Raw genomic sequence first — 22,392 nt, 5'->3', positions numbered from 1 at the left:
ACGTTATCATAATCCTACAACAGAAATTTTAATCTAGCAATAGGAAATTAAAGAATTTTCTAAAAATATTTATTGATCCTGAGTCCAGTTTGCTTATACTCGTTTACGTAGTTTCACATTCACTTCCTTTTTTTTCTTACATACACTGTAGGAGCATGTAAGATAGCAGCACTGTCAATATGACAAAGATTTATGACTATGCTCGAGCTTAACTATTACTTATTTGTTTTGGTTACAGCGTATCACCATCTGTTGACTAACAAGAATTTTATAAACGTGAGCTGATACTTGCTTCTTAGGACATAATATACCTTTCACTGTTTTTACAAACAGTAAAATTTGTATTATAATTCTAATAACTAAAATACAAAATAATAAGTTTTTTATTGTTAAAAACAGAAAGAGGCTTTGAAAAATGACTTACAGCGAGATGTCTCTTAGAGAAAAAAGCATTGTATTTATTGGCTTTATGGGCGTAGGTAAAACAACAATCGGCGAACTAGTCGCTAAGAAATTATACAGAGATTTTGTCGATATAGACCAAGAAATCGAAAAAATGTTTCAAATGCCTACATCACAAATCTTTAAAGAGTTTGGTGAAGAGTTTTTCCGAAATAAAGAAAAAGAAGTAATTAGCCAGTTATCTCAGCAGCGTTTAAAAATTATATCCGTTGGCGGAGGCGCATTTCTTCAAGAAGAAATTCAAAAAATATGCTTATCAAATTGTATTGTATTCTTTTTAGACCTTTCATGGGATTCATGGAAAGAGCGCATCAGTCTCATTATTGACAGTCGCCCTGTTTTACAAGGAAGAAGTCTAGAGGATATTGAAGAATTATTTTATACACGACAAGCAATTTATTCCAACCACCACTCCAAAGTAGAAACTGACAATTTGGATATTGAAGAAGTAGCAAATTATATTGTTGATTCCTTGAAAATGGCTTGGGATATTTATGAACCGTCTAAATAATTCACAAAAAAAGAAGCAGTTCATTAACTGCTTCTTTTTTTTGATGAGGATTCTCGAACAACTAACTGAGGCGTTAAAATAATGCGATGATGATGTTCTTTTTTATCAACAATTTGGTTATGAAGACACCGTGCAGCATCTTTTCCTATTTGTCTTGCAAAAGAAGAGACGGTTGTTAGAGTAGGGTGACATACGGATGATTCCATGACATTATCAAATCCCACTACCGCTATATCTTCTCCCGGAACAATCCCTTTCTCTTTTAAACCTTGCATAACACCAAATGCAACTAAGTCGCTAAAACAAAAAACTGCTGTTGGAGGCTCAGAAATGTCCAGCACTTGACGTGCAGCTTCTACACCGCCGCTTCTTGTCGGACCGCTCGGAATAACAAGCTCTTCATCAATAGAAATTCCTGCGTTCTTTAAAGCCAAGCGGTAACCTTCCATTCTTTCTTTCCACGTTGTAGAACCGGTTGTTCCTCCTAAAAATGCGATTCTTTTGTGTCCCTGTTCAAGTAAGTGTTGAACCGCTTTTTGAACGCCTAAGCTATAATCTACCCCTACATAATCTGACTCCACCTCAGGCAATTCTCTTACTGCTAGTACTGAAGGAACATCTAAATGCTGAATTTTTCTTATCGTATCTTCCGATGTACCCGCAACAGGACATAAAATAATGCCTCCTACCCGATGCTCTAGCATCGTAGAAAGCAGCTGATCCTGTCGATTATCCGAATCAAACGTTGTACCTAAAAACACCGTATATCCGTCTTTCTCGAGCTCCTCGTGTACTCCAATTAACAATTCTGTAAAAAACGTATTAGATATATCCGTAATAATAACTCCGATTGTTGATGAAGTTTGAGATCTTAAATTTGCTGCAATACGGTCATATACATATCCTAACTCTTTCATCGAAGCTAGAACTTTTTTCCTTGTTTTTTCAGAAACACTTGGACTATTTCGCACAATAAGCGAAGCGGTAGCTCGAGATACTCCCGCGTGTTCTGCCACTTGTTGTAAGGTTACACGTTTGCGTTTACTTTGTTTCAATTTATTCCACCAACCCTTTATAACGCACCTTTTATAATTATTTTACAATTATCTAAAATAAAAGAAAAGCTTCATCCTTTCACGATGTTCTCTGACAAGGAATCAGTAACAAAAAAAGACGCAGCGTGGGGCTACGTCTTTTCTTCCTAATGCGAACTCATATAAAAATTGATAAAAAAGGCAATCGTGATCACATACATCATCCAATGAATTTCGCGATGACGTCCTGTAAACAGTTTAATCGCTGTGTATGAAATGAAGCCGAACGCTAAACCTTCTGCAATGCTGTAGGTTAACGGCATCATGACAATTGTTAAGAAAGCGGGAACAACTTCAGTAAAGTCGTCGAAGTTAACGTTTCGAATGTCACTTAGCATAAGCGAACCAATAATAATGAGTGCTGGAGCAGTAGCAACGCTCGGGATAAATTGAATAAGCGGTGCAAAAAACAAAGTAAATATAAATAAGATGGCAACCGTTAATGCCTTTAAGCCGGTACGCCCTCCTTCTGCAATACCTGTTGCATTTTCAATATACGTATTTAACGCAGTGCTTCCAAAAATAGCACTCGCCATTGTACCGATTGAATCTGCTGCAAGCGCGCGATTTAAACCTGGAATTTTACCGTTTTTATCTACTAAGTTTGCTTTTTTAGATAGTCCAATCAATGTCGCTAGTGTATCAAATAATTCTACGATGGTGAAAGAAAATACAACTGAAAAAATGCCGTAGGCAACTGCACCCTTTAAATCCATTTGAAAAAATGTTTCTCCAACGCTCGGCGGCGTAGCTGAAAAGACGTCTTTCAAGGAATGAGGAACTGCTTGTACTCCTACAATCATCGCTAATATTGTCGTAGCAAAAATACTTATAATGAGAGCGCCTTTTACATTTTTAGCCATCAGTACAGCTGCTAATATCAGCCCAAAAATAGCCAGTAAGGGACCCTTATCCATGACATTTCCAAGCCCTACAAAAGTAGACTCGTTTGCCACAACTAATCCAGCGTTTTTCAAACCGATAAACGCAACAAAAAGACCAATTCCAACTGCTATGGAAGACTTTAATACGTTCGGAATGGCATCAATAATCTTTCCGCGTATTCCTGTTACCGTTAAAACAAAAAATAAGACCCCGGATATAAAAACTGCTCCAAGTGCCGTTTGCCATGACAATCCTTGTCCTAATACTACTGAATACGTAAAAAACGCATTTAAACCCATCCCTGGACCGGTTACAATCGGGAAATTTGCCCACAGAGCCATCAGTAACGTACTAAATACAATGGCGTAAATGGTAGCTGCAAGAGCCGCTTCTCGGGGGATACCAGCGTCAGACATGATAATGGGGTTGACAATTACCATATAACTGACCGTCATAAAAGTTGTAAGTCCTGCTAGTATTTCTTGTTTTGGTGTTGTGTTGCGCTCTGATAGTTTAAACAAGCGCTCTAATATTCCGTTACGCTCCAACACGCGCGCCTCCCTACTTCTAAAAAAAATAAAAAATCCTACCTATTCAAATGTCCTAAAAAAGACACGATTTAGGAGGATTTTACGTTGCAAAGTAAAATCTTTTGTCCTATTATAGTCTTAATTTGTAGATATGCAAAGGTAGAAAACGCTATCATTATAAAAATTTTTATCTTCCGTTAGTTTGGAATTTTGAAAATTTATTTCTCTTATCTTTTTAGTCTGTTGCAAGAGTACTCTTTTTACTCATATATACAAAAAAGAGATTAAGACATCACTAAATAAATCCCATTTAAAGACGAACAAATTGGATAAATGATCTGGACTGCTTGTGACACCGCTGTTGATCTTCGTGCAAGGCTTCGCTTTCCGAGGGCGGGGGGATGAGCCTCCTTGTCGCCTATGCTCCTGCCGGGGTCTCATTCCTTCCGCTTTTCCCTCAGGAGTCTACGCCTTGTCCGCCAATCAACAGCTAGAAGCAACTAAACAGATGAAACCTACGTTCACCTTGACAACAAAAAATCGAATTATTAATCAATAACTCCGATTAATAATTCGATTTTTACTTTTGTTAAAATACTTTTATTCCAGCCTCTTCTTTGTTTTACATCTTATGAAATCAAAAGCGAGATTCTTTTTAAAAGACGATCAATCGAATGATTTGCTTCTTTCAGCACAATTCCTTGGTCAATGGTTTTTAACACGCGGTTTTCCATCACAATTTCTCCATCAACCATCGTTAATTCTACATCTCCTCGCGTTGCTGAATACACAACTCTGGAAATAGGGTCTACGCCGTAAGATGGAAAAGTATGAAGCTGATTTAAATTTAAAATAGCAAGATCCGCTTTTTTCCCAACCTCTAAACTTCCAATTTCTTTTTCAAGCCCGACTGCTTTCGCTCCGCCGATTGTAGCCATTTCTAGCACGTGCTTTGCATTCATGGCCGTTGGTCCGTGCGAGGGTTTATGAATCGTAGCGGCCAGCCTCATTTCGTTGAACATATCCAAATTATTATTACAAGGAGCACCGTCAGCGCCAAGACTTAAAAATACACCTTGCTCTAATAAACCGGGCACATCTGCGATTCCCGATGCAAGTTTTAAGTTTGAGCCTGGGCAATGACTAACTTTTACTCCTTGATTCTTAATAATTTGCTTTTCTTGATCATTTAGCCACACACAGTGCGCTAAAATAAGGCGTTCATTGGCTAATCCTAAATGATCTAAGTACATGATATTTCTCATACCCGTTTCAGCTTCTACGATGCGAATTTCTTCTTGATTCTCAGAAGCATGAGTATGTACATGGACATTATATCCAGCTGATAAATGGCTCACTTCACGCAGCAAATCTTCCGTACACGACAGCACAAATCTTGGGGAGAATGCGTATCGAATACGACCGTTATTTGAATTATGCCATTTTTCAAGCAGCTCTACACTTTCTTTGATCGAGTCAGCCGTTGTCTCCTGCAGAGCTTTTGGCAGATCATCGCCTTTTTTATCCATCATTACTTTTCCTGCAAGAGCTCGGATTCCACTTTGAGATATAGCTTGAAAAGCAGAGTCCGTATGATGAACAGTTTCCATATCTACAATTGTTGTAGTTCCGCTTTGAATGAGTTCGCCGATCCCTAACAGTGCTGAATAATAGATAGATTCTTCATCATGTGAAGCTTCAAGCGGCCATATTTTCTTCTTTAACCAGTCTAGCAGCTCTAAATCATCTGCTTGCCCTCTAAAAAGCGTTTGGCATAAATGAATATGAGTATGTATAAAGCCCGGCACAATCGTTTTATTTGCTGCGTCAATGACTTTATCTACCTTTTCCGGATGCAGGTTTTTCCCGATGGCTGCAATACGATTTCCAACAATATAAAGGTCACCGTAAATAATATCATTCTTCTCATTCATCGTAATAATCTCTGCATTTTTAATTAATGTGTGCGTCATACCTTCTTTCCCCTCTTTCGTAACATCTATCTATTTCTAGCTCAAGCCGAACACTAACATCTTCAAGCAATCTTTCTTACACTGGTCTTATATATATGGTGTATGCTCTGAGTTGAATAAGTGTAGGTAACCTCATGGGCGATAGAGAGTTTGGGTAAAAAAAATTCCTAGCTGATTATACAGCTAGGAGGTTGGATTTATGATAAAATCCCAAGTCCCTTTTTCAAGAGGTTATACGAAATCGCAGGAGAATAATGTGATCTTGTATTTATAATATGGTGTTTTCAGTCTATATACCAGCTTTTTGTCAGAAGTTCTAACATTGTTTTTTTATTCTTTTTTATTATGTGACTTTTCTTAACACCCTTATTTTTCATGTTATGCAATTTATTTTCGTTTCTTCTATGTAATATTTCCTAAAAATAAAGAATCTATCTTCTGTTTCTATACAAAACAGAAAAGTTATTTTATGATTTGTATGATTAAAAAACTACAAATCTATATTTTAGAGGTGATTAACTTGGAAAAAATAAATGTTGGCTGCCGTTTTACGCTTTCCGTTATGAGTGATAACTTTATCGATATTATTTTAGGCGCATTAAACGAAGTGGATATGTCTAAAGTTCAGCGAAAAACGGACCGTGTTAGTACGTTTATTGAAGGAACTGCCAAAGACGTATTTGAAGTTGTGCAAGCCGTTTATAAAAGTGCTGGAAAATCAGGAAAGCATATTGTGCTGAATGCCACGTTTTCAACAGGGCAGCACGAAGAATATTTCGAAGAAACAAAAATAAAACCAAAAGAAAACACGTCTTCAAACCAACAGCTTTGTGCTTCGTTCCCTGTATCCACTCAATTTTCTTTGTATCCATTAGATACGCCGCATTATGTAGACATCATCAAAAGCGGAATTGGCGCAGTTAAACAACAGGGAGTATTTGCCGAAACCGTGCCTTTTGCAACAGCTTTAGAAGGAGATGTGGACAAAGTATTCGCTTCTCTATACGAATGTTTTATGAAATCTGTACAGCAAGCTCGTGTCGTGATGACAGTTAATATGTCAGCACACAGTCCTTCTTCAAAACGATAAATTACTTCGTATCTATTTATAAAGATAGAATACTAGAAAGGATTTATATAAATATGGCTACAAACAGAACGTTTTTTTCTTTTTTCCTGATAAGTGCGTTATTATGTCTATTAGTCGTGCCAAACTCTGTTATGGCTAGTGAAAAACCTGCACATTTAACGGTTGCTTCTTACACGCAGTTCTTGAAAGCGCAAAGTGATAAAAGTTCACTGTATGAATTTTCAAAACTGTCGCGTCAGCAAAAACAAAAAGTTGTACAATCACTAAAGGATCCATCTCTGTTAAAAATGGATATTGAAGAGACTAGCGGCACGGTCGAAGCTGCAAGTACAGCAGCATACGGAGCAAGAACGGCTTCACCTTTATTCAAAACAGCAGCTTATACGGCTTCTTATAAAGCGGCTGGATTTACAACAACAAAACTAACGGTGTATGTAGACTATTACACGAAAAACTCATCGGTGACTTCAGTCAAAAGTGTACGAGGCGTCGTCACGAAAAATGTAAACCCCCTTGTGTCTATTTCAAAAAAGAGTTCAAAATCTTGGGTGCAAAATAATCGAGCCTACGGGCAAATTGACTGGCAGTGGAAAATTGCAGCTAAAAATGCCGGAATTAAAAGACAAACTGCTTACGGTACAGCTTCCGGCGCTTCAGGCGGATCAACAGCTATAGTTAATTGATAAAGAGGAATAAATAATGAAAAAAATGATGTGGTGGATTGTTGGTATTACAATTGGAGTACTTTCACTAGGAATTCTGGTAGGTTATTTATCATTTTACAGCATATAAAAACAGCAGGTAATTTCACCTGCTGTTTTTTATCTAAATGTCATCTTCTTGTCATAAAATTAAAACCTCCACTTACAGTGTCTAAGTGCCTGTAAGAAGAGGTTGGGATCACAATTGTTAGTAAGCCTGGTCTCTTCTTATCTTTCAAGCACTGCTTGTGGGAGTTAGCACGGTTCTATAAAGTCCGTTGCCGAGGTTTCAAAGGGCCTATCCCTCCACCTCTCTTGATAAGAAGTTTGTCGAATTTTGTTGATAATTGTTGATAAGATAAATATTATGTTACATGCTGCACAAACAGATGTCAACTACTTTTCAGAAAATTGTTTTCCCTCTAAAACTATGATATCGCTGCCATTACTATGACAACTAGGTTACAAATATATAAATTTTTTATATTTTTTTATCACGCTTTTACAGCTGACTTTTTCTCAAAAGAAGTAATAGCCTCATCTAGCATACGAATGCCGGCATCTATCTGTTCTTTTGTTACAGTAAGCGGAGGTACCATACGAATAACTTCACTTGCATTTCCGCAAAAATAAAATAACACGCCTTTTTCTAAAGCTAAGTCCAGAATCTCAAATAAGGCGTCTCCATCTCCTTCTCCCGTATCCGGATTAACAATTTCAATTCCAATCATAAGCCCTAAACCACGGATATCCCCAATAACTGAATGTTTGTCCTTTAAAAGATGCAGCTTTTCTAACGCATAAGCGCCCATTTTTCTTGTGTTATCAAGCAGTTGTTCTTCTTTCATCACTTCAAGAGTTGCAAGGGCTGCTGAACATCCAATAGGATTTCCTCCAAATGTTGTACTATGTGTGCCAAGGGGCCACTGCTTCATTAATTCTTGAGAAGCTACCGTTGCACTAAGCGGAATTCCAGAAGCAATTCCTTTTGCTATAGCCATAATATCTGGCACGACATCAAACGTTTGTCCAGCAAACCATTCGCCGGTACGGCCAAACCCTGTTTGGACTTCATCGAAAATAAGTAATATTCCATGACGATCACAAATCTCTCTTAATTTCTTCATCCAACTTTTCGGAGGAATAATATAGCCGCCTTCTCCTAATACTGGTTCCAAAATAACGGCCGCCACTTCTTCAGGCGTGACTTGGTGCTTAAAGAGTATTTCAAAATCTTTTTCAAGCTTTTCAGGAAAGTACACATCGCTGTCTAGCTCCGCAGGGCACTCTTTTGGATTGGCATATGGAATTTGATACGTCAGTCCCGAAGGCTGCTGAAATTGTCTATATTTGCTTTTCGAGGTTGTAACACTTAAAGCTCCCATCGAGCGGCCATGAAAACATCCTAAAAAAGAAATAACATACGGACGCTTTGTGACATGTCTCGCTAATTTCAAGGCTCCTTCAATTGCTTCGGTGCCACTATTTCCAAAGAAAAAGCAGTCTAAATTGCCCGGCGTTACTTTTCCTAACTCATCCGCTAACTTTAATATCGATTCGTACATAATAACACCTGAAGGACCGTGCAATAATTGATCTGCTCCGTCTTTGATTGCTTTTACTACTTTCGGATGTCTGTGTCCTACATTTGTCGTAGCGATTCCAGAAGTAAAATCGAGATATTCTTTACCATCCAATCCATAATAATAGCATCCTTCTTCTTTCACAACGGGCAAATTCGGATGGTCTTTAGCCATCGTCGGTGCTAGCAATTCAGGCATTCTTTCAAATAAGTGACTCCAATCTTTTGACATACTACATCCTCCTTGAAATTATACAAATCAATTAAACTTATTCCGAAATATAGTTACTTATTAAACAATATTAGGAAATTCAGTTATACTAAACGCTTTAATAGAATAGTAATAAAACTTATTTTACTATGCATTTTTATTAAAATCAATTGTATAAATATTTATATATAAAATTAATATGCGGGGTCTCATTCCTTCCGCTTTTCCCGCAGGAGCCTTCGCCTTCCCCTCCAATCAACAGCTATAAGTACTTACATATAGGAAAGCTACGTTCACCATCACCATAAAAAAATCCGAACGATTAATCGTTCGGATTTTCCCTCAACTAAAATACTACTGCCACAGCCTCTTTAAGTATATTTATTCAAGATGTTTGGCATCATTGATCGTTTCAAGACGCCATTTCCCACTTTCATAAGTAAAAGTTGTAATCGATGTATTTTGTAAAATAGTAGTCCCCGTTCCTTGTTCTCCGCTTGTTACATGATGAATGAATGTATTAATTGCCGCCCCGTGACTAACAACTGCTACTTTCTTTCCGATAGACTTCTTCATAATTTCCGTTAACCGCCGAACCATCCGTTCTTGAGCGGCTTCGAGTGTTTCGATATTATATAAAGGTTCTTCTCCCCAATTTGTTACATAGTTTGGCACAAGCTCATGCAAAACTTCTACGTTCTTTGATTCTAGTTCTCCAAAAGAGCGCTCACGCAGCTGCTCACAAACTTCAATTTTTTCTACTTTAGCAGCTGCTGCAATTTCCCTAGCCGTCTCCTGCGCACGAAGCAAATCGCTTGTATAGATTACATCAATATGGATATCTCGAAAACGTTCCGCTACGCGTTTAGCTTGTTGCTTTCCCGCTTCGTTGAGCGGAATATCAGCATGCCCTTGAATAAGTTTGTTTTTATTCCAATCTGTTTGGCCGTGTCTAATTAAGTAAAGCATCGTAATCCCCCTTTAATCCCGTTTTAAAAATTGATAGACAGCTTTATCAACCTCTGAGCTTTCATGTAAATCTGAATGTGCTTCATGAAACGTTTGGAGATGAATGTGTTCGGTGAACTCTTGCAGTCCGTACGCACTTTCTACTGTTACCACTCCATCTGTCTTATCTCCCACATCTCCTGCTCCTGAAAAAACGTCGATTTCTTTTGAGAAATCTTGACGACTTTCATAAAGCTTGTTTAACGCTATAGAGTGAAAAGCTAAATCACGAGCACCCATAGATTCAATATGATTGCGTGCATGAGGATACATCTCCATTAATTCCTGATAATCTAATCCTTGAATTGGCGATCCTAACGTAACTAACTTTTGAATATGCTGAGGGTTAGACAAACTAACAGCTGCTGCTGTTACTCCTCCCATACTATGTCCAACTAAATCAACAGAAGATGCTTTATATGTATCACGTACATCTTGCATAATAGCTTCAATCCATTTTTGCTGCTGTGCAATACTGGCATCTGGCTTTTTAAAGACGATATGAATAAGCGGAAGTTTTCCCTCTTTTGCTTTCATAATATGCTTCCACTGAATAGCTCCATCTTTTTGAACAACGCAGTAACCTACTTTAGTTCCCCATCCGTTTTGTTCAAATCGTTTAATCATTTTCCCTAAGCTTTTTTGACTGCCTAAATAGCCATGAATAAATAAAACCGGCACATTTTTCGATTGGGCACCTCGTTTTATTTGTGGAGCAAAAATATAAAAACAAAGCGAAATAAATAGTATGATACTGATCAATAAAATTAACAGCCGCAAGTTCTCACCCTCCGATCGTCTGGTCCATTACACTCATTAATAAAAAAATTTGGAGTAAATTTTATTCTGATACGTCCTGTAAGCTGCAGAACTTGTCATCTTTTTCTTGCCAACGAGCTGCTCAAAGCGCAAACGCTTTTCCGTAAGCATCTCTGTTAGCCTTTGTTCTTCATTAGCATCCGTGCATATAGAAATCAATTCTTCTATTGTAGCTATATCTCGTTTCAGCTCTTGTTCATCCGTTATCATGTTTGCATTTTTTAATATCCTATACGCTTGGCGCAGTTCTTCAGGTATGTGTGACAAATCTTCTAACTTTAATGGTTTTCCTTCCCCAGGCAGCTTATCAAAGTCACCGTCTTTTATTGCTTGTCTAATTCTTTCTTCAGCAATTATATACGCAATATCCAAGGAAAGACCTCCTTTAAGAAAATATAAAATTCAACCTTACCTTCTATATAAAAGATGTATAATAAACACAGCTTTTATAACCGTATTTTTTATTATACTATGATTATAAAAATTGAACTACCTTCACTTCTGGGATAGACTATCCTCCCTTGGTAAAATGATTTCCAGAGCTTCACTCCTTTCACTATCAAACTTTCTTGAGCAGTTTCTTAACTAGCTGAAATTCAATAAACGATTCTGCATCAGGTTTTGTTATCTTATCTTACTATATTTATACAAAAAAGCCTCCTTACGCATGTAAGGAGGTGAAAAAAGGTAATTCTAAGGTCATCATGTTATGCCTACTTACTATAAAACCACAAATTGATAGCGTTTTCAACGTTTTTTTATTACTTTACTAATTTTCTTTTCGTTTAATGAGACTCCGTAAATATAACGAAGCCTCACCAAATTTCTACTCTTCTTTATCTGATGGAATCATAATTTCTCCTTCGTGCTCTTGTTTTTTCAAAAGCAGCTGGAGAATCGTTTTGGATAATTTACTAGGCTGATAAGGTTTAATCAGAAACTCACACACTCCAAGCTCTAACCCTTTGCTTCTTTCGTCTAAAGCAGATGAGATTAAGATAGGAATTTTTTCTGTCTCTATATTTTCTTTGAGGTGTCTTAAAACATCCCACCCGTCTAACTTATTTTCTCCTAACATAATATCTAGAACAACCACTTCAGGCTTTTGCTGATGAATAGAGTTTAATGCGTCTTCTCCGTTGTTAAAATACCGAACATGAAAACCGCTTTCTTTTAATTCTACCTGTAAAAGCGTCGCTAAACTTTTATCATCTTCTACAATCACTACGCTTTTACGGTTATCATTCGCACTTATCATCTCTTCGTCGTACTGAACTTCATATAGAAGAGGCAGAACAACCGTGAATGTTGTTCCTTTTTTCCATTCCGATTGTACAGTAATGTCTCCGCCATGAGCTTTTACAATTTCTTTTACAATTGCTAATCCTAGACCCGTTCCGCCAATTTTGCGCATATCGGAGTTATCTACTCTGTAGAACTTGGTAAACAATTGACCTAGCGCTTTATTTGGTATACCAATTCCTTCATCTTGAATATCAATATAAACAGCGTGTTCCTTTTGATACACTTTAACTGTAACGTTCCCTCCATCGGGCGAATATTTCACTGCATTGCTAATTACATTATTAAACAATTGCAGCAGCTTATCTTTATCTCCCATTACTGTAAAATGCTCTTGATCGGAAATCATATCAAATTCATGCTTACTTGTTTGTATTTTCTGGACTTCAATCACCTGCTTAATAAGCGGAAGAATGTCTTGATACTTTTTATCGTAGGTTTGTTTCCCCGCTTCCATTCTTTGGACGTCCAGAAAATCGTTGATTAAAGAAGTTAACCGCTGTGCTTCCTGATAAATAGTAGTTAAATACTTCTTTTGTCTTTCTTCTTTTAATGTTTTGTTTAGCATAAGCTCAGTGAACCCTAATACACTTGCTAAAGGTGTGCGCAGCTCGTGACTCACAGTGCTTACAAATTCCGACTTCATCTGATCAACTTCAAATTCTTTCGTAATATCACGATGAACGAACAATACGCCAAACATCTGACGGTTTCGATACACGTATTCGCTATAAACTTTTATAACTTTTCGCTTACCTTCCGTGTGCAGGTAATAAATAAAAGACTTTTCTACTTGCTCTCCCTTACAAATAGCTTCAACGTATTGTCTTAGCTGCCCTATATTTTCGACTTTTTGAGAGAGAGCATCTAGCCATTGATCGAGAGAGAGCTGAAGAAGCCCGCTTTGATGCTCATATTGAAACAATTCGCTAATCTTCGTATTCACTTGTAGAATCGTACCGCTTGTATCTACAAGCTGCATTCCTTCTTGAATCGAATTTAAAATATCTTGAGATAGCAGTCGGTCGTGCTCAGACTCTTCGTAAATATAAATTTTTTCAAGAGCAATTGTGATTTGTTTGGCCAGTATTTCAAATGTCTGTAGTTCATGCTCTGTGTACCCATCCGCATAGCGACTGTAAAACATATAGGCTAGCATATCTCCCTGTGAAGACAGCACCGGTACGATAACATCATACAAATAAAACGTTTGCTGATGATATAGGCGCTCATGTTCTATACACTCTCTTTTTATTACCATACATTTTTTTGTCTTTTGCACATGATCAACGTAATTATTATGAGGATTTGCCACCATCTGTTGAACACTTGATGAAGATAGACCAAATGAAGCATGTGTCTTTTCATCGGCTAGCATAATAAACCCGTGATCAGCTTTCATCACCCGGCTCATGTTTGTGACAGCACTCTTGAGAACCTCTTGCTTGTGAAGAGAATTTGTTAGTCCATGCACAAATAAATTGCGCAATTCCAACTCTCCTTCTCGTTCCTTGGTCAATTCTAATGCGTGCTGAAGTTCATCTTGCTGACTGTGCAATTCATCTTGCTGTGCAATCAGCTCCTCATTTTGAGCCGTTAACTCCTGTTCATTATTTTGCAAAGTCGATACCATTTTGTAAAAGGCTTGAGATAGCATACCAATTTCATCTCTTCTATGTTCATCAAATATCATAGGCATTTCTTTTCCGGCAGCAATTTCGCTTGCCGTATATGCTAGCTGACTCAGTGGCTTTACAAACTTATTTAGCAGTATCCGTGTAAGCAATAATAAAATGACCACTGTAAACGCTAAAAATAAAATAAAGAGCGTTTGACTTTTCTGCATGTCACTCGACGTATCATCGTACTGTGTATTTAAGTCTTTAGTTAATTCATTTTGGTAGTCATCAAGTTCTTTTTGCATTTGTTCTATTGATTTAGAAGCAGCATTCCGCTCAGGACTAGAGCGGACTCCTTCAATACCTTTTTTGTCGTAAATATCTTTAAAATAAGGAAGCGTTTGATTAAAATACGTGTTTAGCATTACCGTCGCTTCATTTACAAACGTACGCTCACGTCTATCTGCGGCTAGACCTGAAAGTCGAGCAAAATTTTCTTCGATAATTTTTTGCTGACTTGCAGCCTCGTTATACATATCCTCTGAATCAAATGCAATAAACCCACGAGCCTGCAAAAAAGCCTTGTTCATTGATTTATCAATTGTAGATAGCAGCTGTGTCTTTTCCCGCACTTGTGCCCTGTACTGGGCATAATCAGCTGTAATTTCTTTTTGTCGTACGACAAGTACAGTTGAACCCGCCGCAAAAGCAAGTAAAAGGATACTTGCTAAGAGGATGAACTGGGTTGAAATACTTTTTCGTTTTAGTTTATTGTTCATCTAAAATTTCCTCGATACGTTCGGCTAGCAATAGGGGACTAAACGGTTTAGACATAAAATACGCAGCCCCTGCTTCTAACACCCGGCTTTGATCAGCAGCTTGATTCTTAGCTGAAAGCATCAATACTTTTGTATGGCGCTTATCTTTCATTTCTTTCAGCTGCTGAATGACTTCAAGCCCGGTGAACACGGGCATCATATAATCCAAAATAATTAAGTCAAAATCACGTTCTTTAATAAATTCCAAAGCTTCTTCGCCATTTGCTGCTTCCGTCACATCATGTCCTTCATCTTCAAGGGTATCTACCACTAACATACGAAGCACTTCTTCATCTTCCGCTAATAAAATTTTTGCCATTGTTATTCCTCCGCTTGTAGTCGTCCATACGTTTTTTGCAATATGAAGTAGGACGGCTTTATTCGTTCGTGAAAAGTTGGATACTCCCAATTTTTCCACTTGTATAAGTAAAAATCTTTTAATAAAAGTTCTCCTTTTTTCTGAGTCGGAAACGTATCTTCCACGTCATTGCTCTTCTTATTAATAGCTACGACTCCCACTTGAATTCCTTTTATTTTCTCGCTGGATTCTAATCCTTTTTTGGACCAAATATCTCCCATTATTTCTTTTTGACTCGGGTCTTTTACATTTAAAAGCGCCCAAGGAATGCGAAGTTCAGCAATTCCACTTGATTCATTCACTTTAAAATCTGCTAGCGAATCAAATGAAGAAGAATTAGGATCGCTGTTTCCTTCTTGGAGCTTACCAGTTTCATAGGCGTCAAAAGGAATGGTTCTCTTGTTTTTCCCCTCTCCAATCGCTAACTCTTTGTTAAGGGCGAGCCTGATTGGATTAACCATGCCGTTGTCTTTTGTATCGCTTCCTTTTACGGCCGGAATCATTTGAAGCTGATGAGCATATGAAAAATAATACGTATCGTAATAGCTGTCTATCCATAAATGACTGTCTTCTTTCCCGTTTAATTCTGCTACAAAATCAATTCCTTTTGTTTTTAAGGAAGGAATTTGAGGAATCTTTGACTGTCCCTGATTGTTAATCGTGTTAAACAAGAAATAAAGCTTTTGATTTTCCAGTTCTTTTGCACTCACGTGTAGGTATAAGTAACCTTCATCACTTGTAATGTTCAATGCTTTTAACTTCTTAGACGGCTTATATACCGACTTGCTGTTCAGCTTTTTCCAATCATCTGATTTACCGTCTACTTTGACTTTCAGCTTCGTTCCCGGATCAAAACTCAGCAGTCCAAAATGCTGCTCTCCCGTTTGCAAATTCGTCCAAAATGGCCTTCGGTTCGGATTGTCGTACTCCATCGTATTCCACGTTCGCTTAAACCATTCATCTTGCCATGTAAAGACCATACCGCCAGCCATTTTTTCTTCGACAATGTCTTCATATAAGCGTGACAGAATCTTTCCTTGTTCTTGTTCCGTGTGAAAGCCTTGATCCCACCCGTATACGTTTCTATGAGTGAGTCCTCGCGAAGCCGGAATGCCAAATTCAGCAACAAGAACGGGCATATGATGAACTTCTTTCATATTTTGCAAATAGCCTGCATAGTTATTTTTCTCTCCTCGATGATCTTGATAAGCGAGATAACGAGGTTCATAGTTTAAGAAATCAGGATAGTACGGATAAATATGATAAGAGGCAAATAATCCCGGCTCAAATTTTTTAGTTGTGTGAATTAAATTAGGATTAACAGACACTTTATCTTCGTCTTCAGAAGGCTCATATGGATGAGTCAGCAAATCCGTCGTCACCCAGTTTGTAAAGCTCATAGGCCGCTGCCAATCATATTTATCCTGCTCATAGGAAATTGTTTTTTCCATAAGCTGAGCAAGCCAAATTTCAAAGGGGTTGCCTTTTTCGGTATAGATATACTGCCCTTTAAAATCTTTCATTCCTTTATGTTTTTCATTTGTCGAAAGAGCTACCGTGGGATCCCATTCAACTCCTATAATCCAGCCCAAAACATAAGGAGAAACGTCTGCTGTATACGTTCCGCTAGCATGTCCCGTCCGTTTTGGCAGTGTTGCCTTTCCATGAATAACGTTTACAATCCTTTTCATTTCAGCTTCAAATTCTTTTGTATTTTCCTTTGCAAAAGCATCTTGTGAATCATAGAAAACTTCTTCATTCACCCATACTCCATGAAAAAGATAAATGGGTTCTTTGGCTTTTTGATTATACTCAGCAAGCGCTTCATAAAAGGCGGGAGGATGAATGGTGTATACGCGGATTGAGTTTGCATTCATCTTTCCGATTTCTTTAAACCAGCGCAAATATTCTTCTTTCGAAATAGCAGTCTCACCGGGGAAATGTCCTGGCTTACTAATGCCCATATTTACTCCTTTAATCAGCAAATCTTGCCACTTGCCATTTTGATAAACTTGCAAATAATCTTTTCCTACTTTCCCTGCTACTTTAAGGTCAGCATCTTCATAGATTTCCATATTTTTATTAAAAGTAACAGAAGCAGGCTGAGATTCATTTTGCTGGTGATCTATGATCTTATTCATAAGAGGCAGATAAACAGTCCAGTAAAAAGAAGACTCATCTTCTTTTCCGATTTTCTCTGTCCATTTCTTCCACACCGGGTAAAAAGAGGTTTGATAAATGGAAGGTACTTCTCCTTGATCTGCAAAATCTCCTGCAAAGTAATAAGTATCATATCGCTCTTTATTATGATGAACGACTGCTGGTATGGACAAAGGGATACCATTTTCCTTTAGCTTGTTTTTTCCTTCAGAATCCAAGTGAAAGACAAACTGAGCCTGCACATCACTTTTTTGCTGGGGTGTAATTACGTCAAACCAATATTGATAAGCAGATTCATCCTGTAAATTCAATGTTTTCTTTCCTTGTTTTGTATATTGAAACCATACTGGATTTTCTTTTAATTCTTTTTCCGTTATAATAACGAGCTTATTGGATTCATTAACGAATAATAAGCCTTTTCCTGTAAGGCTCCACTCTTTGTTGTACTGCTTTTTGTAACCACTTTTCACCCAAGCAGGAACTTCTTCACTGCCGAATTCCTCAAAGTAGCGACCAATCCAGCCGGACCACGTAACATTGTACAATTCATACAGTTCTTTGCGAACGTCTAAGGAAGTAGGACTTCCAAATGTATTAAACTCTCCAATCAGCGTTTTTGTACGTCCATTCAGCGCTTTCTTAACGTAGCTCACGTCTTCAGAAGTCATGCCGCCATACACCAATTGAGAGCGATCTCCTCTTTTAGCTTTTACGCCTAAATCTTCTTTGTATACACCATACGTGTCGGTGATATAAATCATATCTGCAGAGTTTGTTTTTGGCAGAGATTTAATGCTGTATGTTTTATCTCCTTTCGGGTAAAACCCTGCATAATCTTTTGAGATTTCATAAGGCTTCCCGTCTTTGCGTACTTTCGCTTGATTCAGCATCCACATTAAGCCTTGATGCTCTCGAAACGTTTGATCTGGCACTGTTTTATCAATGACAAGCATATTCAAATCAGCTGGTTTCTTTAGCTGCCAAATAAGAAATGGAGAAGCCGTTATTCCCATAACCAAAATAATGCCGCCGATTAATAACCATTTTTTCATTGTGAAACTCCTTTTCGCTGCATGTCTCCCCAGCCTTTTTTATTGCGAATAACATCCAACAATCCATGACAGCGCCATATAACAGTTAGAGGGCGATACCAAAAGGATTCAGTCAGGGAAAAGACAAATAGCTTAGCAATATCGGATACTTTTGGATATTTACGAAGGCTCCACTCTTCTAGCAAAACGGCCGCCATTGAATAAAGAGAACCATATACAACCATTAAAAGAAAAAGCAAATAAGCAAATTCTACATAAATCCCGCCTACAACTAGAGAAATAACAATAAACAAATAGCCTAACATTTCCATGACCGGCCCGATTAGTTCAATAAACACAAAATAAGGCATAGAAATCATTCCGATGCTTCCGTATTTCGGATTAAACAGCATCTCTTTATGCTTCCAAAGACTATCAAATAAACCACGGTGCCAGCGGTTCCGCTGTCTTCGCAAATATTTGATTTCATCGGGTGCTTCTGTCCAGCATACGGGATCTGGAATATAAACAATTTGATTGCTGGTTTTTTTCTGTTTAATCAGTCGGTGCAGGCGAACAACGAGCTCCATGTCTTCGCCGACTGTATGAGAATAACCCCCAGCTTCAATCACCCAGCGTTTAGAAAATACGCCAAATGCTCCTGACACAATAAGCAATAAATTATGGCGACTGAGACCAATGCGCCCCATAAGAAAGGCACGTAAATATTCAATAATCTGCATCACAACAAGCGGCTGCGTATCAAGTCCAATCGATACGACCGCACCGTTTTCGATTTTACATCCGTTTGCAATTCGAATACTTCCCCCTGAAGCAATTACTTCTCCGTCTGAATCAATAATTGGCTTCATAACTTTTAAAAAAGCATCTCTTTCTAACACTGAATCGCCATCGATCGAACAAAAATAAGGATAGTTGGATAAATTAATTCCTGCATTTAATGCATCTGATTTTCCCCCATTTTGTTTATCGACTACATATAAATAATCGTATAATTTAGAACGATATACAGCTTTTACTTCTTTCGTCTCTACTTGCTTTCTCACAACTCGATTCATTTTCACAAGAGAAAACTCCTCGATTAGCTTTTCTAACGTATCATCTGAAGATCCGTCGTTTACTACAATTACTTCATATTCCGGATATTCAATTCCAAGCAGCGAACGCACGCTTCCAATAATCCCGACAGATTCGTTATAAGCGGGAACTAATATAGATAACGGCGTTGTATAGCTGACCGCAAGCAAATCTTCATAAGGTTCTTCATCATTTAATTGATATTGCTTTCGCAGTTGAAAAGCCGAGATGATAAACATCATAAAATAAAAACAAAGCACAAAAATCATATAAGCAAATACAGCCCATCCACAAATGGACAATAAAAGATGCCAAACACTATTCCACAACCGTAATTCCTCCTTTTTCAAGCCATTCTGCTGCCATATCTTTCGAAAACTTGTCATCAGTCGTTTTGTATACTTGAACTAAGTATTCTTTACCTGTTGGGATTTTCATCATTGACTGAGCAGCATTTGAACGCACAAGAAAATGAGAATCTTTTAGAGACTGCTCAAGAAGTGACAATCCCTTCTCATCTCTCGTTTTGCCTATTAGTTTTGTAGCCATCATTCTTTCTTGCCAAATACCTGACTGAAGATGGTTCGTGAGCTCTTCTATTCTTAATGGAAAAGATAAAGCATTAAGTGATTTCAATGAACGAATTCGCAGTTCTTCTGATGAACTTTTCATGTGCATTTTTAAGAAATCTATATACTCTAACTTATGATTGATACCGATCATATCGATAAGAGGCAGCTGAGTTTCTTCTTGCAGGTCTTCAAATTTATTAATAAATTGCTGAAACTGCTCACTGTTCATAGTTCCAAACAAAGAGCGGTACATGAATTCAGACAGCGGTCTAGAAGCGTTTGTCATGTACATAACAAACTCAGGGCGATTCAGCTTAACTAAAATTTTTAAAATTTGATTTTTTTCAGCCGCTGTACTATTTTTTTTCTCATATATTTCTACTAATTGGTCTGTTAGCGTAGTTAGCCCAAAATCTTCAATAGCATAAAGGGCATTCATTCTGACACTCCATCTAGAATGATGCAGCTCTTTTTTATATTTGGGTGTAAACACCTTCTCCGCATAGAGCGTAATGTTATTTAGAATTTCATCGCCTTGTACAGCTGCAGAAAAACCGCTCAATAGTTCCTCTACACCCGCCAGCTCTATTCTATTTTTAGGCTCTACCCGATGTTCTTCATCTTTTCTGTATAAATAAATAAAAAGAGATTCTTTCATACTATCTTTATAGGATTCTACTTTTGCTCGAAAAGCGTTTAAACGCGCTTTTTGAATAAGTAAATAACTCAGAAAACAGACTAAAAGCAATAGCAACCCGCCAAATAAGACATATACCACTTGAATTGACATCGCCATTTATTTCACCTTCTTCATTAAATGACGCACGCGCGCTTCAAGCTCCATTAACTTAAATGGCTTTGTCATGTAATCGTCTGCCCCAAGTTCTAATGCTCTTTGAATATCTTGTTCGCTGTTTCTTGATGTAAGCATAATAACCGTATACTGATCGTGACGTTTATTCTGTCTTAATTTTTGCAGCACTTCTAAGCCATCCATTTTAGGCATCATTCCGTCTAAAATAACAAAGTACTGATCGCTAGAATGAATCCATTGGGACTCAAAGAATTCGATGCCATCTTTAAACACTTCTATTTTCACTTCATAGCGATCTCCTACATCAATCTTACTTAAAAGCTCTTTCAGCATCGTTCGAATGATAGAATCATCATCAATAATAGCCATACGAAGCGTTCGCTTTTTAACCAGCTTGCTTTCAGAAGAAGCTACAATTTTTTGACGTCCTGATTCCTTCGCTATATATAATGCCTCATCAGCTTGATGAAGAGCTTTTTCTAACGGCCATTCAGTGTTATGAACTTCTACAACTCCGCCGGAAAAGCTGCAATAAAACGAAGTGCTTTGATGTGTGAACACTTTTTTCACAAAGGAATCCAACAGTCTATTTAATACTGTTTCTGCCTCTTTTATATTGGTTTTTGGCAGTAAAAGAATAAATTCTTCGCCTCCATATCTAAAAATGTGATCTGTTGGACGAATTTCATGCTTCATATACTCTACAAATGCTTGCAGCACGCGGTCTCCCATAAGATGTCCATATCGATCATTTATTCTCTTAAAGAAATCTAAATCTAAAATCGCTAAACAAAAAGGATCTTTTAAACGGTCGTAGCTGGATAGCTGCTGACTGTAGATTTCTTTTAAATACGTTCGGTTATAGGCTCCTGTTAATTCATCAAACATTAAATAGGAGTTAAACATCTGCTTTCGTTCAATATGGTGACCAATTCGAAGCAGACTTTCTTCCATATCGAGAGGTTTAACAAAAAAATCATCGGCCCCTAATTTAAAAGCCTTCAAACGCGTCTCTCTTTGATTATCAACGCTCATCATGACAATGGGGACGAACAGTTGCTTTGTTTTATCACGTAAAAATGACAGAATGTCAAAGCCTGTACAGTCCTTCATATGTACATCAACAACAAAACAATCCGGCTTTAATTCGTAAAAAGCCGTAATGGCTTTTTCTTTAGAGGCAGTTGCTAATACGTACCAACCTTGTTTTTCAAACTGTTCTTTTAAATACATCAGCATTGAAAGATCATCATCCACAAGTAAAACATTCGCTGTTTGTTCACTAATTTCTATCGGTTTATTTATATCTTCTGCGGATTGAATTTCATCTTGATAACAAATTTTAATAATATCTAATAAAAATGTATTCAACTCCGCGTAATCCCAGGTTTTTTTCTGATTTTTTTCAACAGCTTCCATTAACTCGCGGGAACGATCTCCTAAATAATTCAGTCCAATGGTTGCAGACGTTCCAGAAATTGAATGCAAAAAGCGGTACACTTCTTCATGAGGTATTTCTTCATTTTGATCGGTCCACTCTTGCAGCTGCTTACGCACATTAGCTAATAATGCAATTTGATATTTATCCATCTTATACACCCTTTGTTCGATATAGTTAACATTTACCCCATATTACTCCATCCATTTTTTATAATATTTTGTAAGTAAATGAAATATTTTCTTACTTTTATCTTAAGTATGTTTTTTTAAAATGAAAAGCAATTCCTTTTTAACCATACTTTTCCTCCAATGAT

General features: G+C 37.5%; 16 protein-coding genes and 1 riboswitch. Of the genes, 3 read left to right on the top strand and 13 right to left on the bottom strand.

From position 1 onward, the window contains the following. Positions 1-415: 415 nt before the first annotated feature. Entirely contained in the window at positions 416-973 is a 558-nt protein-coding gene (locus tag OK414_RS04675) for a shikimate kinase (RefSeq protein ID WP_013055659.1), read from the top strand. Positions 974-996: 23 nt separating this feature from the next. On the opposite strand, the gene OK414_RS04670 is transcribed toward OK414_RS04675, so the two are convergent. The 3 genes from OK414_RS04670 to OK414_RS04660 form a co-directional block, all read right to left on the bottom strand. Next, positions 997-2,028, bottom strand: a complete 1,032-nt coding sequence (locus OK414_RS04670) for a LacI family DNA-binding transcriptional regulator (RefSeq protein WP_034654015.1) — start codon at positions 2,026-2,028, stop codon at positions 997-999. Positions 2,029-2,174: 146 nt separating this feature from the next. Continuing rightward, complete coding sequence (locus OK414_RS04665) at positions 2,175-3,500, bottom strand: NCS2 family permease (protein ID WP_016763224.1); 1,326 nt, start codon at positions 3,498-3,500, stop codon at positions 2,175-2,177. Positions 3,501-4,111: 611 nt separating this feature from the next. After that, positions 4,112-5,455 (bottom strand): 5'-deoxyadenosine deaminase, encoded by a 1,344-nt coding sequence (locus tag OK414_RS04660; RefSeq protein WP_263045677.1) that lies wholly within the window; start codon positions 5,453-5,455, stop codon positions 4,112-4,114. A 520-nt stretch (positions 5,456-5,975) separates the two neighbouring features. On the opposite strand from OK414_RS04660, the gene OK414_RS04655 reads away from it, so the two are divergent. Both OK414_RS04655 and OK414_RS04650 read left to right on the top strand, forming a co-directional pair. Beyond that, positions 5,976-6,545, top strand: coding sequence for a YkoF family thiamine/hydroxymethylpyrimidine-binding protein (locus OK414_RS04655; RefSeq protein WP_016763222.1), 570 nt, complete (start codon positions 5,976-5,978; stop codon positions 6,543-6,545). Between the two features lie 53 nt (positions 6,546-6,598). Further along, on the top strand, positions 6,599-7,228 hold the full coding sequence (locus OK414_RS04650; RefSeq protein ID WP_034654018.1) for a hypothetical protein: 630 nt from the start codon (positions 6,599-6,601) through the stop codon (positions 7,226-7,228). 243 nt (positions 7,229-7,471) lie between these two features. Continuing rightward, positions 7,472-7,571, bottom strand: a riboswitch (SAM riboswitch). Positions 7,572-7,740: 169 nt separating this feature from the next. On the opposite strand, the gene OK414_RS04645 is transcribed toward OK414_RS04650, so the two are convergent. The 10 genes from OK414_RS04645 to OK414_RS04600 form a co-directional block, all read right to left on the bottom strand. Further along, positions 7,741-9,060, bottom strand: coding sequence for an aspartate aminotransferase family protein (locus tag OK414_RS04645; protein ID WP_016763219.1), 1,320 nt, complete (start codon positions 9,058-9,060; stop codon positions 7,741-7,743). Positions 9,061-9,420: 360 nt separating this feature from the next. Next, entirely contained in the window at positions 9,421-10,008 is a 588-nt protein-coding gene (locus OK414_RS04640; RefSeq protein WP_263045678.1) for a histidine phosphatase family protein, read from the bottom strand. 12 nt (positions 10,009-10,020) lie between these two features. Next, the gene (locus OK414_RS04635; RefSeq protein ID WP_016763218.1) at positions 10,021-10,827 is read right to left on the bottom strand and encodes an alpha/beta fold hydrolase; all 807 of its coding nucleotides are present in this window, start codon (positions 10,825-10,827) and stop codon (positions 10,021-10,023) included. A 36-nt stretch (positions 10,828-10,863) separates the two neighbouring features. Next, a complete protein-coding gene (locus OK414_RS04630; RefSeq protein WP_013081955.1) occupies positions 10,864-11,238 on the bottom strand; it encodes a DUF1992 domain-containing protein in 375 nt (124 codons plus the stop codon). Positions 11,239-11,692: 454 nt separating this feature from the next. Beyond that, entirely contained in the window at positions 11,693-14,566 is a 2,874-nt protein-coding gene (locus OK414_RS04625) for an ATP-binding protein (RefSeq protein ID WP_034654024.1), read from the bottom strand. Then, the gene (locus OK414_RS04620) at positions 14,556-14,924 is read right to left on the bottom strand and encodes a response regulator transcription factor (protein WP_095380060.1); all 369 of its coding nucleotides are present in this window, start codon (positions 14,922-14,924) and stop codon (positions 14,556-14,558) included. The genes OK414_RS04625 and OK414_RS04620 overlap by 11 nt, the downstream gene beginning before the upstream one ends. A gap of 2 nt (positions 14,925-14,926) precedes the next feature. Beyond that, the gene (locus OK414_RS04615) at positions 14,927-18,175 is read right to left on the bottom strand and encodes a hypothetical protein (RefSeq protein ID WP_263045679.1); all 3,249 of its coding nucleotides are present in this window, start codon (positions 18,173-18,175) and stop codon (positions 14,927-14,929) included. Further along, on the bottom strand, positions 18,172-19,581 hold the full coding sequence (locus OK414_RS04610) for a glycosyltransferase family 2 protein (protein ID WP_095380062.1): 1,410 nt from the start codon (positions 19,579-19,581) through the stop codon (positions 18,172-18,174). Before OK414_RS04610 ends, OK414_RS04615 begins: the two co-directional genes overlap by 4 nt. Further along, positions 19,571-20,620 carry a HEAT repeat domain-containing protein gene (locus OK414_RS04605; RefSeq protein WP_263045680.1) on the bottom strand — a complete coding sequence of 350 codons (1,050 nt, stop codon included), beginning with the start codon at positions 20,618-20,620 and terminating at the stop codon, positions 19,571-19,573. The genes OK414_RS04610 and OK414_RS04605 overlap by 11 nt, the downstream gene beginning before the upstream one ends. Further along, positions 20,621-22,228 (bottom strand): response regulator, encoded by a 1,608-nt coding sequence (locus tag OK414_RS04600; protein WP_034654033.1) that lies wholly within the window; start codon positions 22,226-22,228, stop codon positions 20,621-20,623. Positions 22,229-22,392 lie beyond the last annotated feature (164 nt).

The sequence above is a fragment of the Priestia sp. JV24 genome (genome assembly GCF_025910025.1).
Classification (GTDB): Bacteria; Bacillota; Bacilli; order Bacillales; family Bacillaceae_H; genus Priestia; species Priestia megaterium.
This window is presented reverse-complemented; position numbering and strand designations above follow the sequence as displayed.